Source organism: Kitasatospora sp. NPDC001547, from assembly GCF_042894165.1.
Lineage (GTDB): Bacteria > Actinomycetota > Actinomycetes > Streptomycetales > Streptomycetaceae > Kitasatospora.
Genome location: NZ_JBIAVL010000005.1, coordinates 163,882 through 176,944 on the forward strand (window position 1 = coordinate 163,882; position 13,063 = coordinate 176,944).

Consider the following 13,063-nt stretch of genomic DNA (forward strand, 5'->3'; position numbering starts at 1 on the left):
CCTCAGGGCAGTTGCGGCGCCGAGCAGCCGTGGCGCTGGGCGGAGCGGGTGGCGAAGGTGCGCAGGGCGTCCTTCTCCAGCGCCGGGTCGGGCGCGGCGGCCCGGTTCCCATCGAACACGGTGTCCACCGTGAAGAGGGCGGTGCCGCCGCCGGGGCAGGCGGCGGTGGCCCAGGCCAGGCCGTCCCTGCCGCCGGCCGGGCCGGTGACCGGGTAGTCGGCGACGGCGGGGAGGCGGTTCGCGAACGGCGGGTAGTACGCGCCGAGGCGGAAGCGCGGGGCGTCCTGGCCGGCGTACAGGAAGCAGTCCTCGACGGGGGCGTCCGGATCGGCCGGCGACTCGTTGACGGTGCCGGACAGCCCGGCGCAGGTGCCGCTCGCCGCGCCGTCCGGGACCTTGACGTACCGGGTGTCCGCGGGGACGTCGGTGATCTCCGGGCCGGAGGGGGCGGTGCAGCCCCAGACCCGGGCGGCACCGTCCGCGGCGCGGGCGGCGATCCGGGCGAACCGGGCGCGCTGGGCCGGGTCGTCGAGGAGGCGGTCGCCGCCGGCGGGGACGGTGTGGACGGTGACCAGCAGTCCTTCCTTGCCCTGGCCCGGGCAGTCCAGGGCGGTCACGGCGGTCGCGCCGGCCCGGCCCTGGAGGTCCAGCACGCCCCGGCGGCCGTGGCCGAGCGGCATCACCATGCTGGTGGCGAGGCTCGGGCGGTCCCGGCCCAGCGTGTGCAGCGCCGTGCCGACCCCCTCCGCGCCCCGGTCGATCCGGACGTCCAGGTAGCCGTTGCCGGGACTCCCGGCGTCGTCCACGGAGCAGGCGGCCAGGCCCTCGGGCGCCCCGGCGTCCTTGCCGCGCACCCGGTCCGCCCCGAGCAGGGCCCTGACCTCGGCGGTGTCCACGCTGCCGTGGCAGAGCCCGGCCAGCGAGCGGCCGTCCTGCCAGCGGTCGTACCCGCCGCCCAGGTAGAACACCGCGCCGGCGGCGAGGACCAGCCCGACGGCGGCGGCGACCGGGAGCCGCCACCGCCGACGGGCCCCGCGCGGTTCCGCGGGCTCGGGCGTCACTTGTTCTCGCCGCCGCGGCCGAGGGCGGAGGCGGCGTCGCTGCGACCGGTGTTGTAGATCGTCCGCATCTGCTGCTCGTCCCAGTCGACGGCGGGGGCGTCCGGGTTGAGGCCGGCCCGCTGCTGCTGCCACTTCTCGACCATGGCGCTGATCCCCTCGTGTCCGCTGCGGCCGTTGGCACCGGTGAGGGTGTTCTCCTCGATCTTGCCGGCCGCGGTCGCGTTGATCTCCTCGGTGGCGTTCATCTGCCACCCCATGATCCCGCTGCCGAGCAGGCTCTGTGCCACGTCCGCCACGCCGGGGACCGGGACCAGCTTCAGGGGGGTGCCGATGCCCTGGTACATGCCCTTGGCCCGCCAGGCCGCGACCTTGGTGTCGTCGTCGCGCTGGTCGAGGATGGCGTCCGCCTGGACGGCGTCGTACACGCCGAGGGCGACCGAGGAGTTGGCCATCACGCCCTTCCACTCCTTCTCGCTCACGTTCGGCGGGAGCTCGGCGAGCTGCTGGGCGACGTGCACCATCTCGGCCTGCTGGACGATGTGGTGGGACTCGGGGTCGTCGGCGACGCCGCGCAGGACCCGGATCAGGGAGCCCTTGTCGGTGGCCATCCTGGTCTCCCCGGTGACCGGGTCGACCCAGACGCCGCTGGCGTCCTCGCCCGAGTGGTCCTTGGCGGCGCGGTTGGAGCCGGACAGGATGTCGTGGGTGTCGGCGGCGTAGTCGGCGAGCGCGTTGGCGATCGGGCGCTGCATGCCGGCCGGGAGCCCCTCGTCCTTGATGCCGCCGTCCAGCATGTTGATGGAGTCGCGCATCACCCGGGCCTGGGCCTCGGTGTGGTGCCGGACGCCGTCCTCCTGGCCCGCCCGGTCGCCGGTGGCGGCGGCCTCGATGGCCAGGCCCAGCGAGTGCTTGTCCTGGACGTACTTGGCGTGGCGGTCGATCTCCTCCGGCCAACGGCGGTCGTCCACCAGGTACTTCAGGTTGTCGTTGGTCCGGGGGTCGCCCGGGTCCAGGAAGCGGGTGGAGGCCTGCGGGTTGTGGCTGAGGGACTCCAGGAAGCCGCCCACGGCGTCGCCGCCGCGGCCCTCGGAGAGGTAGTCCCACCTCGGCTGGGTGGAGTCGGGCGACCAGAGCCCCTGCGGGGTCGTCTGGGCGCTGCGCTCGAACTTGAGCAGGCTGTCGCCGTAGGAGTTGAGGAAGTCGGTGTCGTACTCGCCGGAGCGCATCAGGCTGCTCATCAGCTGGTAGCCCCGCGGCAGCGGGCCGCCGTGCTCGCGCGCCACGAGCTGGGGACCGAGCTTGATCATCTCGTTCTCCCAGTCCTGCATGGCCTTGGAGTGGCTCTGGGTGGCGGTGCCCAGGGTCACGCCCAGCGAGGTCTGGAGCTTCTTCATGGCCTCGTTGCGTTCCTTGCTGTACCCCCCGGGGAACTTCGTCGGGTCGTTGACGTCCCGCCAGAAGTCCAGGGTGCCGCGCGGGCCGAGCGTGGTGGCGAACTGCTCGGCGAACGCCGGATCGCTCTTGCGCTTCTCCAGCAGGGAGTTGAGCCTGGTCAGCTCCTCGACCGAGAGGTCGCCGCCCTTTCCGGCCAGGGCGAGCGCGTCGGAGAGGTCCTTGCGGGCCTCGGTGGCCTCCTTGAGGCTGTGGTAGCCGTTGGCGTTGAACGAGTGGTCGTTCGCGCCGTTCGGGTCCGAGCGCAGCGCCCAGGCGGCGGCCTGGTCCGCGTCGGCGGCCTGCTGGAGCGCCGCTTCGAGGCTGTGGACCAGGTTCTCCACCGCGCGCTTGCGCTGGGGCAGGAAGACCGTCTGGTAGTCCGGGTCGTGCTGGGCGGTCCTGTCGGTGAGCAGCGGGTGGACGTCGGTGACCTTTCCGGTGCCGTCCACCTTGAGGTGGTCGGCCGGGCCGTCCTCGTCGGCGATCTTCTTGAGCAGGTTCTGCGCGGCGGTGAACTGCTGGGCGGCGTCGGCGAGAAGCCCGGCGATGTCGGCGGACTCCTTGCCCGCGGCGTCGAGCTGCTCGGCGGCCTTCTGGATCTGGGTACGGGCCTGGGTGGCGGCCTCGCCCTCCCAGCCGGCGGCCAGCTTGTTGGCGACCTCGCTGGTCAGCCGGTCCTTCAGGCCGACGTAGCGGGCCTGGAGCGTCTTCCACTCCTCGGCGGCCGCGTGCAGCGGCTCGATCTTGGCGTTGCGGACGATCTCGTAGCTCAGCACGGTGGTGGCCCCCTCAGTTCCCGCCGGACAGGTTCTGCTTGTTGGCGTTCTCGGTCGCCGTGTACTGGTCGGCGGTCTTCCGCAGCCGCTCGGCGATGTCGTAGAGGAGGTTGCCGAGCGTGGAGACCTGGCTGTCCCAGCGGATGGAGCGGTTGCGCAGTTCCGGGCCGGTCTGCCAGCTGGTCAGCGCGCCGTAGGCGGCGGTGGTCTTCTCGTCGGCGGTGTCGTCGACGGTGTGGAAGTTGCCCTTGATCTCGTCGACGGTGCCGGCGCGCGCCTTGAGGTCGGCGGGGCTGACGGTCACCTTGCCGCCGCCCCCGCTGCCGCCCGCGGAGTTGAGTTGCAGGCCCGCGTACCGTTTCCGGTCCTCGTCGTCGAACAGACCGTCCCAGGCAGGATTGTCGGCCAAAGCGTCCCCCGTGTCGGCGTTGTGCGAGTGAAGTCTTGATGCGTGCTTGATGGTTCATTGACCATGACTTGTCACCGTGCCCGATGGTTCCCGGACGGGCGGACGCGTCCGGACCGCCGCAGGCCGCGAACCGGGCCCCGGGCGGGGCGGGTTCGCGGCCTGCGGTGCACGGCACGGTGTGGTGCCGGTCGGGCTCAGGCGGAGGCGGCGTCCAGCAGGGCGGTCTGCTCCGGGGTGAGCTCCAGGGTGGCGCCGGCCAGCAGCGGCGGGAGCTGCTCGACGGTGCGGGCGCTGGCGATCGGGGCGGCGACCGTCGGCCGGGCGGCGAGCCAGGCCAGGGCGACGGAGGCGGGCTCCACCTCCAGCTCGGCGGCGACGGTGTCCAGCGCCTCCAGCACCTTGGGCCCGCGCGGCTCGGCCAGGTAGCGGGCGGCGCCCTCGGCGCGGGCGCTGTCCACGCCCTCGGCGCCGGGGCGGTACTTGCCGGTCAGGAAGCCGGACGCCAGCGCGTAGTACGGGACGGTGGCCAGGCCGTGCTCGGCGACCACGTCCGCCAGCGGGCCCTCGAAGGTGTCGCGGGAGACCAGGTTGTAGTGCGGCTGGACGGCGACGTACTTCGCCAGGCCCTCGCGCTCGGCGAAGGCCAGCGCCTCGGTGAGCCGCTCGGCGGAGATGTTGGAGGCGGCGACCGCCCGGACCTTGCCCTCGCGGACCAGCTCGTCCAGCGCGGTGACGAACTCCTCGACCGGGGTGTCGTCGTCCCGGTGGGTGTAGTAGAGGTCGATCCGCTCGACGCCCAGGCGGCGCAGCGAGTCCTCGGCCGCGGCCTTGATGTTGGCCGCGCCCAGGCCGCTGCGCCCGGCGAGCATGCCGACCTTGGTGGCGATCACGACGTCCTCGCGGTTGCCGCGGCTGCGCAGCCAGTTGCCGAGGACCGTCTCGGACTCGCCGCCGGTGTTGCCCGGGGCCCAGGAGGAGTAGACGTCGGCGGTGTCGACGAAGTTGCCGCCGGCCGCCGCGTAGGCGTCCAGGACGGCGAAGGACTGCTGCTCGTCGGCCGTCCAGCCGAAGACGTTCCCGCCGAGGGAGAGCGGGAAGACGGACAGGTCGGAGGTGCCGAGGCTCACCCGGCTGTGGGTTCCGGTCATGGTGGCAGTCAACCCGATCGCGCGGCCGGGCATTCCGTGAACCGCGAGGTCTTCACGAGGCTGTCGTACCGCTGTCGCACGTGGGGGTGGTGTGTCCCGCGCGACGGGGGTCCGGGGTGTGCCCGAGGTGGGCCGATTCGTTAGAGTCCGTGCCATGGCTGACAACGACTACGACCCCGCCGGCAGCACCCAGATGTTCCGGGCGTTCGTCGACGAGAGCCCGGCGCCCCAGGCACCGGGCTCCGTCTCCACCTACGGCAGCAGCAAGGGCGGCAGCCGCACCGGCGTGATCGCGCTGGTCGCCGTCGTCGCGCTGGTCGTCCTGGGCGGCGTCATCTGGCTGGCGGTCAAGTGACCCTCGCGCGGGTGACCCGGACGAGGGTCACCCGCGCGACGGACGCGCGGCGCGTCAGCAGGGCTTGCGCCAGGCGTTCAGTTCGAGCTTCTTCTGCATCGAACTGAAGCCCAGCGACTTGGCCTTGCCACAGAACTGGCCCGTGTCGAGCTTGTACTCGACGTGGAAGACCGCCTTGCCCGCCTTCACGAAGGGGGCGACCCGCTCGCACTCGTCGAACTGCGCGCACTCCTCGTTGACCGCGAAGTCGAAGTCCGCGAGCAGCGCCGGGATCTGGTCCAGGTCGTTCTTCAGGCCGATGGCCAGGCCGCGTTCGTGGGCGAGCTGGGCCAGCATCCGGTTGTACCTGAGCTGGTCGTCTGGGGTCAGCGGGAAGCCGCTGTTCTGGTTGTAGGCCTCGATGGTGTCCGGCTCGACGGCGTCGAAGCCCTTGCTCCTGCACATGTCGAAGCGGGCGGCCATCAGCGGCCTCAGCTGGTCGAGCTTGCGGATGTCGAACCACTTCTCGCCCTTCCAGCCGGTGTCCGAGCCCTGGAGGGACTTGGCGAAGGCGGCGGAGTCGGGGCGGAAGTCCTCCCAGGAGCCGGCGTTGATGTAGCAGATCACCTTGCGGCCCTTGGCGTGCAGCGCGGCCACCACCGAGGCGTCGTTCTCGAAGCCGTCGATGTCGTAGACCGGGACGTCCACCGACTGGTCGACGCCGCCGCCGAGCTGCCACTGCCAGGCCAGGCCCGGGGTGGGCTGCCAGCGGGCGCCGGCCGGCGGCGGTGCCGGGTTGCCCGGCGGGGTGCCGGTTCCCGGCGGGGTGGCGGGCGGCGGGCCGCCGCCGGGTGTGCCCGGGGCCGGGGCGGTGGTGCCCGGGGTGGCGGGCGCGGGGGCCGGGGTGCCCGGGGCGACGGTGGTCGCGTCCGGGGTGCCGGGGGTGCTCGGCGCGGTGGCCGCGGGGGAGTTGCTCGGGGTGCCGTCGGCCGGGTCCTGGTCGTCCTCCGATCCCGAGCTGCTGCACGAGCTGACCAGCAGGGCGGTGGCGGTGGCGAGGGCCAGGGCGGCCGGAAGTAGCCGGTTGCGGCGGTTCACGGTAGTCGGACTCCGGATCGGGTCAGGTCAGTTCGGCGGCGTTCAGGCCGTACGGCAGGGTGCGCCAGGGGTTCTCCCCGGCTCCAGGTACGGCGCAGCCGACGCCGGCTCGCCGGGCGGCGATCAGGGCGGCGGCGTCCGGGGCGTGCTCGGCGGGAACGTCGTAGACCAGGTGGCAGAAGCGGGAGGCCGCGTGCCGACCGGTCCACAGCGGCAGCGTCATGGTGCGGTAGGCGTCCCAGTCGCCCTCGAAGGTGACCAGCAGGTCGGCCAGGCCGACCTCGGCGTAGCCCGGGTCCGGGTGCTCGCCGTGGCCGAACACCACGGTGCCGCAGCCGGCCGCGCGGGCGGCCGTGGCCAGCCGCCGGTAGTGCGCCAACGCGCCCGGGTGGGTGCTGACCTGGTCGAGGTAGACGCCGGTGATGCCGTGCCGCTGGCGGTACGTCAGGATGTCCGCCACCACGGCCGCGTGCGGTCTGCGGCCGTAGTCGGTGTCGGTGTAGCCGACCAACGGCAGGCCGGCGGCGCGGAGTTCGTCCGCCGCCTCGGCGAAGACGTGGTCCGGGACCTCGCCCGGGCCGTCGGCGAGGTTGAGCACGACGGCGGCGATCCGGGCGGGGTCGGCGGCGGCGACCGCCCGCCAGGCCGCCGGGTCCACCGCGGGGTGGACGTACAGCGGCACCAGCAGGCGGCCGTCGGGGGTCTGCCCGGCGGTCATGCGACCACCGGGTCGGGGGTGGGGGCGGCGGTGCCGAGCCACAGGTCGCGCAGGGTGTCGGCGAGGTCCGTCTCCGGCCGCCAGCCGAGCTCCCGGGCGGCGGCCGACACGTCGGCCTGCTGCCAGGAGACCGCGGCCGAGCGTTCGGAGCCCGCCCCGCTCTCGTCGATCCGGCCGGTGAAGCCGGCCGCGGCGACCAGCCCGTCGGCGATCGCCCGGACCTGCCGGGCGTGCCCGGAGGCCAGGTTGAGCACCCGGGGGAGCGGACGGTCGGCGGTGACGGCCAGGCCGACCGCCTTCGCCACGTCCCGGGCGTCGACGAAGTCGCGGTAGGCGGAGAGGTCGCCGACCGTGACCACGCCGTCGGCGCCCTCGGGCGCCACCCGGCGCAGCTCGGCGGCCAGCCGGCCGGGCAGCGAGCCCGCCGGGGCGCCGGGGCCGACCGGGTTGAACACCCGCAGCACCACGGCGTCCAGCGGCGAGCCGGCCACCGCGAGGGAGCCGGCCAGCTTGGTCGCGCCGTACACGCCGACCGGGCGGGCGTCGGCGTCCTCGCAGAGCGACTCGCCCTGCGCGCAGACGCCGTACTCGCCGGCCGAACCGATGTGCACCAGACGGGCCTTCGGGGCGCCGAGGGAGAGCGCCTCGCAGAGCACCGCCGGGCCGCGGGCGTTCACCTCGGCGAGCTTCACCGCGCTGCCGGCCACCGCGCCGGCGAAGTTGACCACCGCGTCGGGGGCCAGCGCGGACAGTTCCTCGCCGAGCGGGCCGGCCTGGGCGGTGGCCAGGTCCAGCCGGAGGTCGTGGGCGGGCCGCCGGCCCGCGGTCAGCACGGTGGCACCGGGCAGCGACCGCAGGACGGCGGCGGCGTGACGGCCGAGGAAGCCGTCGCCGCCGAGGAGCAGTATTCTCACGCGGCCCGTCCGTCGCTCTCGACGCCCGCGGCGGCGGGCTCGGCGTCCTGGTCGTCCGGCGCGGTGCGGGCGGCCGGGATCGGCAGCTCCGCGACGCCGGACGTGATGCCGGTCGACTCGAAGGGCATCAGGACCGGGCGGATGGTGTTGAACTCGGCGTTGGCCCGGTCGTAGTCGTCGGGCCGGCCGATGTCCAGCCAGTAGCCGCCGAACTCGTACGCGGACGGCGGGGTCCCGGCGGCCAGCAGGTCCAGCACCAGCTCGTCGAAGCCCAGTGGCAGGCCGGGGGTGTACTTGGCGAGCGCCGAGCGGGAGACGCCGTACACGCCCATCGAGACGCGGTAGTCGATGCTGGGCTTCTCCTGGAAGCCGGTGATGCTGCCCTCGGCGGTGGTCAGCACGCCGAAGTCGATCTTGACCTGCCGGGCGTAGGTGGCGATGGTCAGCGGTGCGTCGGACGCCTCGTGGTGCTTGAGCACCCCGGCGAAGTCCAGGTCGGTCAGGATGTCGCCGTTCATCACCAGGAAGTGCTCGGGCAGGCGGTCCTGCATGGTGAGCAACGGGCCCATGGTGCCCAGCGGGCTGTCCTCGACGGCGTAGCCGACCCGCAGGCCCCACTGGGAGCCGTTGCCGACGTAGGCGCGGATGATGTGGCCGAGGTGGCCGATGGCCAGGGTGACGCTCTGGAAGCCCGCGGCGGCGAGCTGGCGCATCACGATCTCCAGGATCGCGTGCTGGTCGCCGATCGGGACGAGCGGCTTGGGAAGCGCGGTGGTGTACGGGCGGAGACGGACGCCCTTACCGCCGGCCAGGATCACTGCGTGCATGGTGTTTCCCCCACGGAAAGGATGTGCAGGACACGAACCTTGGTTACCAGGACGAGCAAGCTCGGTCGCGGCGGATCAGACGTTGTAGATGTCGGTCTTGTACCGGGCCAGGTTGGCCGGGTCGCGGAAGAACTCGATGGTCTGCTCCAGGCCCTGCTCCAGGCTGAAGGCGGGGGCCCAGCCGGTGGCCCCGCGCAGCCGGGTCGCGTCCGCGACCAGGCGCATGACCTCGGAGTTGGTCGGACGGATGCGCTGCTCGTCCTCCTTCACCACCAGGTCCACGCCCATCAGCTTGCCGACCAGGGTGACCAGGTCGCCGACGGAGATCTCGCCGCCGGTGCCGGCGTTGAAGGTCCGGCCGACCACGGCCTCGGCGGGCGCGGTGCCCACCGTGCGGAAGGCGTTGGCGGTGTCCTTGACGAACATGAAGTCGCGGGTCGGGCGCAGGTCGCCGAGGGTGATCTCGGTCTGGCCGGCCGCGACCTGGGCGATCACGGTCGGGATGACGGCGCGCATCGACTGGCGCGGGCCGAAGGTGTTGAACGGGCGCAGGGTGACGACCGGGGTCTCGAAGCTGGCGTGGTAGCTGTCGGCCAGCCGGTCCCCGCCGGCCTTGGAGGCCGCGTACGGGGACTGGGTGTTGATCGGGTGGTCCTCGGTGATCGGCACGGTCTGCGCGGTGCCGTAGGTCTCACTGGTGGAGGTGTGCACCAGGCGGGGGATCTCCAGGTGGCGCACCGCCTCCAGCACGTTCAGGGTGCCGGTGACGTTGGTGTCCACGTACGAGTGGGGGGCGCGGTAGGAGTAGGGGATCGCGATCAGGGCGGCCAGGTGGTAGACCGCCTCGGTGCCCTTGACCAGGCCGTTGACCGAGCCCGGGTCCCGGACGTCGCCGAGGACGATCTCGACCGAGTCCAGCACGTCCTCGGACAGGGTCTCCAGCCAGCCGAAGGACGAGAACGAGTTGTACTGGACCATCGCGCGGACGTGGTGCCCGTCGGCGACCAGGGTCTCGACGAGGTGGGAGCCGATGAAGCCCTCGGCTCCGGTAACCGCGACGCTGCTCATGCGGATTTCGCTTTCTCGATCTGCCGGGGCGGTCCGACGCGCTGTGGTGCGGCCGGCCGCCGTGGCCCGGTGGGTGTCTCAGGTGGAGCGGGTACGACGGTGCACGCGAAAGGAGGCGTGCGGGACATTCGTTGTGTTCAGCGGTGCTGGGTGGTGCGGCCGAGCGCGGGCCCGGCGAGTGCGGTGAGGACGACGGCGGCCGTCCCGCAGCCGATCAGCTGCAGGACGATCGGGTCCGCACCTGCCAGCAGCCCGGCGCTCTCGGCGACCGCGGCGGCCAGACAGACGAGGGCGGTGCTCCAGCTGAACCCGAAGGCGTTCAGCAGCAGCGCCAGCCAGAGCGAGCCGCCGAGGAGCAGCATCGCGCCGAGCTGCGGCACGCCGAGCGCGGGGGCGCCGGGCCACAGCACGGTCGCGGCGGCGTCCAGCGCGGCCACGGTGGTGAGGTAGATGAACAGGCAGCCGAGCAGGATCGCGCCGGTGCGGCGGGAGAACTGGCCGCTGGTGTGGCTGGTGCGCAGGGCGGCCACCGCCAGGGCCCGGTAGCGGAAGAGCAGCCACTCGGCGAGGCCCAGGCTGAGCGTCAGCGCGATCATGGCCGGGCCGGTCGGGGTGGTCGAGGTCTCCTGCGCGGGGTGGCCGCCGGTCTGCACGGCCTGGTGGATGGTCCCGCCGAGGCCGGCGATCAGCGTGAGCGCGCCGCAGGCCAGGCCGAACAGCAGGTGCGGGACCTCCTGGCGGACCGGCAGCCTCATCACCACGGACTCGCGTTCGCCGCCGCGGATGCAGACCAGCAGTTCGCGGACGGCCAGTCCGACCGCCAGCGCCAGCGAGGCGAGCAGCACGACCGTACGGACCACCTGCGGGACGTCCACCGCCAGCACCACGCCCGCGCCGACCGAGGCCGGGGCCAGCGCCAGCAGCAGGAACTTCTCCCGCCCCAGGACCAGCAGCACGGTGGCCGCGCCCAGGTAGCAGGACTGCCCGGCGGCGAAGGACAGCGCGCCGAGCGGCCCGCCGACCAGGTAGGCGGAGGCCGCCGCCACCAGCGCGCCGAGCGGGGCGCCGACGGCCAGGCAGACCGCCGCCTCGCGGCGGCGCAGCCGACCCAGCCAGCGGTAGGAGCGGTGCGCCAGCGCCTGGTTGAAGCCCCAGCTGACCAGCGTGGCGACGGACAGCGCGAGCATGCCCGAGGGCAGGCCGAAGCGCATCCGGGTGGTCGCGAACAGGTTGGCGCCGAGCAGGTAGCCGAGCCCCGGCAGGGCGAACACCAGGCCGCGCACCACGCAGCGCCAGGGGTCCGCCCGCCAGGGGTTGGCGAACTCGGAGCTCGGGCCGGGGTAGCGGCGCTCGACCTTCTCGAACAGCTCCTCGGCGACGGTGAACGCGTCGGGGCGGCCGTACAGCAGGGCGGCCTGCTCGTCCGAGAGGCCGTCGGACTCCAGGAAGGCCGCGATCTCGTACGGGTGGACGGCGTCGGCGCAGACGTCGCGCAGGCGCTCGGCGAGTTCGTCCAGCGGGTCCGCGGGGAGGTAGAGCGACTCCTCGGGCTCCGGCTCCGGCGGGGCGGGGCGACGGCGCTTGAGCGGCAGCGTGCGCAGCTGCATGGTGTGCTCGGGGCCGCCTTCGCCCGGGATCAGACGCAGAGGACCGCTCATGCGTCCACCTCGCTGTGCTCGGCGGCCGCCTCTCGGCGGACGCGCCCTTCGACGGTTCGCTCTTCCCCGGCCTCCGGCAGGGGGTGCCTTCGACGCCCGTTCACGCCCCGACCTCGCTCGGCTCGGGACGGGCGGCGGCCGGCCGCTGGCTCCAGTCGGGGCTGGGGACCTGGTCGGTGACGGCGACCACGCCGCCGGGCATCCAGCGGGCGGTGCCCAGGAGTTCGGTGTAGATGCCGCGGAAGCCGTCGATGTTCTGGCGGAGGGTGAACTGCTCGATCACCCGCAGCCGGGCGCCCTCGCCGAGCCGGGCGCGCCGTTCGGCGTCGCGCAGCAGCTCGATCGCGGCGGCCGCCATCGGTTCGGGTTCGCGCGGGGGGACGACCAGTCCGGTGTCGCCGACGGCCTCCCGGACGCCGCCGACGTCGGTGGAGACGGTCGCGCGGCCGCAGGACATCGCCTCGATCAGGGTGAACGGGAAGCCCTCGCTGATGCTGGAGAGCATGACCACGTTGCCCGCCGCGTAGGCGTCGGTGATGTCGGCGACGCGGCCCTCGAAGGCCACCGAGTCGGCTATGCCGAGCTCGGCGGCCAGGGCTATGCAGCCGTCCCGGTACGCCTCGCCGCCCTTGGGCGTGCCGCCGAAGAGCCGCAGCCGCGCCTCGGGTATCTCGCGCCGGACGATGGCGAAGGCCCGGATCAGCGTCTCCAGGTCCTTGATCGGGTCGACCCGGCCGGCCCAGCTGAGGGTGGGCGTCTCGGGTTCGGGGCCGGCCGGCGGGAAGGCCGCCGGGTCCACCCCGTTGTAGACGGTGCGGATGTGCGAGGACGGCGTGCCGCCGCGCTCCTCCCAGCGCCGGTTGTACCGGTTGCCGGGGGTGACCAGCGCGGCCTGCCGGTAGCTCTCCTCGGCGAGCATCCGGTAGAAGCCGAGCAGCAGCGCCTTGACCGGCCAGCGGTACGGGCCGGTGCGGTAGCCGAGGTAGCGCTCGCGCAGGTAGATGCCGTGCTCGGTGAGCAGAAACGGTACGCCGTACTGCTGGGCGGCGATCAGCCCGGGCAGGGTGGCGAGCCCGCCGCTGGCCGCGTGGGCGACGCCGTCCTTGGGCGGCTCGACCGAGAGCGGCCGCAGGGCGTGCTCCAGCAGGTCGGTGGCGTTCAGGGCGTCGTGCAGGGTGGGCCGGGAGACGGCGGTCGGCAGGTAGTCGCGGGTCCAGACCTGCTGGAGGGTGCGCAGCGCCCGCTCGCTGCGCAGCGCCGGGCTGAGCAGCCCGCGCCGGGCGAGGTCGGCGAAGCCGTACAGCTCGGTGCCGAAGTGGGTGGTGTAGACCGGGTCGAGGATGGAGTGCAGGAAGCGCTCGTACGCGTTGAGGAAGCGCCGCATCTCCTTGCCGCGGGGCGGCCGGCCTTCCGAGGCCGGCCCCCACAGCGGTGCGGTGGTGACCGACCGCACGTTGGCGGGCAGCTCCCATGCCAGTGGTTCGTGGCCGGTTCCGGTGACGGCGATGACGTCGAACTCGACGTCCGGCATGCCTTGAACGAGCTGGTCGCACCAGACGCTCACGCCGCCGTGCTGGTGCGGATACGTCCCCTCGGTGAGCAGGGTGACGCGCATTCC

At 73.4% G+C, this 13,063-nt stretch carries 11 protein-coding genes and 1 pseudogene; 1 reads left to right on the top strand and 11 read right to left on the bottom strand.

All coding sequences use genetic code 11. The annotated features are described in order from the left end of the window. Positions 1 to 2: 2 nt before the first annotated feature. The 4 genes from ACFY0X_RS11575 to ACFY0X_RS11590 all read right to left on the bottom strand — a co-directional run bounded on the left by ACFY0X_RS11575 (position 3) and on the right by ACFY0X_RS11590 (position 4,828). Positions 3 to 1,061, bottom strand: coding sequence for a hypothetical protein (locus ACFY0X_RS11575; protein ID WP_387752261.1), 1,059 nt, complete (start codon positions 1,059 to 1,061; stop codon positions 3 to 5). Next, positions 1,058 to 3,271, bottom strand: coding sequence for a hypothetical protein (locus ACFY0X_RS11580; protein ID WP_387752264.1), 2,214 nt, complete (start codon positions 3,269 to 3,271; stop codon positions 1,058 to 1,060). Before ACFY0X_RS11580 ends, ACFY0X_RS11575 begins: the two co-directional genes overlap by 4 nt. A gap of 13 nt (positions 3,272 to 3,284) precedes the next feature. Continuing rightward, positions 3,285 to 3,680 carry a WXG100 family type VII secretion target gene (locus ACFY0X_RS11585; RefSeq protein ID WP_387752267.1) on the bottom strand — a complete coding sequence of 132 codons (396 nt, stop codon included), beginning with the start codon at positions 3,678 to 3,680 and terminating at the stop codon, positions 3,285 to 3,287. A 194-nt stretch (positions 3,681 to 3,874) separates the two neighbouring features. Then, positions 3,875 to 4,828, bottom strand: coding sequence for an aldo/keto reductase (locus ACFY0X_RS11590; RefSeq protein WP_387752269.1), 954 nt, complete (start codon positions 4,826 to 4,828; stop codon positions 3,875 to 3,877). A gap of 154 nt (positions 4,829 to 4,982) precedes the next feature. Between ACFY0X_RS11590 and ACFY0X_RS11595 the strand changes: the two genes are divergently transcribed. Continuing rightward, positions 4,983 to 5,183: a hypothetical protein gene (locus ACFY0X_RS11595; RefSeq protein WP_387752272.1), complete on the top strand. Its 201-nt coding sequence runs from the start codon at positions 4,983 to 4,985 to the stop codon at positions 5,181 to 5,183. A 54-nt stretch (positions 5,184 to 5,237) separates the two neighbouring features. Here ACFY0X_RS11595 and ACFY0X_RS11600 read toward each other — a convergent pair whose 3' ends face one another. The 7 genes and pseudogenes from ACFY0X_RS11600 to pelF all read right to left on the bottom strand — a co-directional run bounded on the left by ACFY0X_RS11600 (position 5,238) and on the right by pelF (position 13,060). After that, the gene (locus ACFY0X_RS11600) at positions 5,238 to 6,260 is read right to left on the bottom strand and encodes an endo alpha-1,4 polygalactosaminidase (RefSeq protein WP_387752275.1); all 1,023 of its coding nucleotides are present in this window, start codon (positions 6,258 to 6,260) and stop codon (positions 5,238 to 5,240) included. 22 nt (positions 6,261 to 6,282) lie between these two features. Beyond that, entirely contained in the window at positions 6,283 to 6,978 is a 696-nt protein-coding gene (locus ACFY0X_RS11605) for a spherulation-specific family 4 protein (protein WP_387752278.1), read from the bottom strand. Further along, entirely contained in the window at positions 6,975 to 7,892 is a 918-nt protein-coding gene (locus ACFY0X_RS11610) for an NAD-dependent epimerase/dehydratase family protein (RefSeq protein WP_387752280.1), read from the bottom strand. Before ACFY0X_RS11610 ends, ACFY0X_RS11605 begins: the two co-directional genes overlap by 4 nt. Before the next feature lie 125 nt (positions 7,893 to 8,017). After that, positions 8,018 to 8,719, bottom strand: a pseudogene (locus ACFY0X_RS11615) (NDP-sugar synthase); the annotation flags it as partial. Between the two features lie 75 nt (positions 8,720 to 8,794). Beyond that, positions 8,795 to 9,787, bottom strand: coding sequence for an SDR family NAD(P)-dependent oxidoreductase (locus tag ACFY0X_RS11620; protein WP_387752283.1), 993 nt, complete (start codon positions 9,785 to 9,787; stop codon positions 8,795 to 8,797). A 137-nt stretch (positions 9,788 to 9,924) separates the two neighbouring features. Next, positions 9,925 to 11,445 (bottom strand): hypothetical protein, encoded by a 1,521-nt coding sequence (locus ACFY0X_RS11625; RefSeq protein WP_387752286.1) that lies wholly within the window; start codon positions 11,443 to 11,445, stop codon positions 9,925 to 9,927. A gap of 100 nt (positions 11,446 to 11,545) precedes the next feature. Beyond that, the gene (pelF, locus tag ACFY0X_RS11630) at positions 11,546 to 13,060 is read right to left on the bottom strand and encodes a GT4 family glycosyltransferase PelF (RefSeq protein ID WP_387752289.1); all 1,515 of its coding nucleotides are present in this window, start codon (positions 13,058 to 13,060) and stop codon (positions 11,546 to 11,548) included. Between the last annotated feature and the right edge of the window lie 3 nt (positions 13,061 to 13,063).

What these genes read in the sequence shown, in the direction of transcription:
- ACFY0X_RS11590 (WP_387752269.1), bottom strand. Translation starts at nt 4,828, where the DNA reads ATGACCGGAACCCACAGCCGGGTGAGCCTCGGCACCTCCGACCTGTCC.
- ACFY0X_RS11595 (WP_387752272.1), top strand. Translation starts at nt 4,983, where the DNA reads ATGGCTGACAACGACTACGACCCCGCCGGCAGCACCCAGATGTTCCGG.
- ACFY0X_RS11605 (WP_387752278.1), bottom strand. Translation starts at nt 6,978, where the DNA reads ATGACCGCCGGGCAGACCCCCGACGGCCGCCTGCTGGTGCCGCTGTAC.
- ACFY0X_RS11620 (WP_387752283.1), bottom strand. Translation starts at nt 9,787, where the DNA reads ATGAGCAGCGTCGCGGTTACCGGAGCCGAGGGCTTCATCGGCTCCCAC.
- ACFY0X_RS11625 (WP_387752286.1), bottom strand. Translation starts at nt 11,445, where the DNA reads ATGAGCGGTCCTCTGCGTCTGATCCCGGGCGAAGGCGGCCCCGAGCAC.
- pelF (WP_387752289.1), bottom strand. Translation starts at nt 13,060, where the DNA reads ATGCGCGTCACCCTGCTCACCGAGGGGACGTATCCGCACCAGCACGGC.